General features: G+C 57.0%; 1 protein-coding gene. It reads left to right on the top strand.

Features of this window, described 5'->3' with window-relative positions; genetic code table 11:
* Positions 1 to 72: 72 nt before the first annotated feature.
* The gene (gene psbA, locus NW815_RS09665) at positions 73 to 1,137 is read left to right on the top strand and encodes a photosystem II q(b) protein (protein ID WP_011432036.1); all 1,065 of its coding nucleotides are present in this window, start codon (positions 73 to 75) and stop codon (positions 1,135 to 1,137) included.
* The last annotated feature ends 65 nt before the right edge of the window (positions 1,138 to 1,202 follow it).

Raw genomic sequence — 1,202 nt, 5'->3', positions numbered from 1 at the left:
GTTGACGAAACTTAACGGATGTTTTAAGTTTAGGTTGTCAATCTTCGCGCTTCCTCAGGGAAGTTTGTCCTCATGACTACTGTTATCCAACGTCGCTCAACCAGCAACGTGTGGGAGCAGTTCTGCGAGTGGGTCACCTCCACCGATAACCGCCTTTACATTGGCTGGTTTGGGGTGCTGATGATTCCCACCCTCCTGACTGCCACCACCTGCTTTATCATCGCCTTCATTGGGGCTCCGCCGGTGGACATTGACGGCATCCGCGAGCCCGTTTCCGGTTCCTTGCTGTACGGGAACAACATCATTTCTGGGGCTGTAGTGCCCTCTTCGGCAGCCATTGGCCTGCACTTTTACCCGATTTGGGAAGCCGCCTCACTGGACGAGTGGCTGTACAACGGCGGTCCGTACCAGCTGATTGTGCTGCACTTTTTGATTGGGGTGTTCTGCTACATGGGACGCGAATGGGAGCTGAGCTACCGTTTGGGGATGCGGCCCTGGATTGCGGTGGCTTACTCTGCGCCCGTGGCAGCGGCCACAGCAGTGTTTTTGATTTACCCGATTGGGCAGGGGTCGTTCTCGGATGGGATGCCCCTGGGGATTTCGGGGACCTTCAACTTCATGCTGGTGTTCCAGGCAGAGCACAACATCCTGATGCACCCGTTCCACCAGCTGGGCGTGGCTGGCGTGTTTGGGGGTGCGCTGTTTAGTGCCATGCACGGGTCGCTGGTGACCTCGAGCCTGATTCGGGAGACCTCGGAAGAGGAGTCTCAGAACCTGGGGTACAAGTTTGGGCAAGAGGAAGAGACCTACAACATTGTGGCAGCGCACGGGTATTTTGGCCGGTTGATTTTCCAGTATGCGTCGTTCAACAACAGCCGGAGCCTGCACTTTTTCCTGGCGGCTTGGCCGGTGATTGGGATTTGGTTTACGGCGCTGGGGATCAGCATCATGGCGTTCAACCTGAACGGGTTCAACTTCAACCAGTCGATTGTGGACAGCAACGGTCGAGTGGTGGGGACCTGGGCAGACGTGTTGAACCGTGCCAACCTGGGGATGGAAGTGATGCACGAGCGGAATGCGCACAACTTCCCGCTGGATTTGGCGGCGGTGGAGGTAGCGCCTGCGGTGCGTGGCTGATGGCCTGACCTGACGCTTCAACAGCATTGGTGGATCCCCCAGCTTGGTCTGGGGGATTTTTTTGT

Source organism: Synechococcus sp. R6-7 (genome assembly GCF_047461695.1).
Classification (GTDB): Bacteria; Cyanobacteriota; Cyanobacteriia; order Thermostichales; family Thermostichaceae; genus Thermostichus.
The sequence above is the reverse complement of the archived record's forward strand: the minus strand, read 5'-3'. Positions and strand labels throughout refer to the sequence as shown.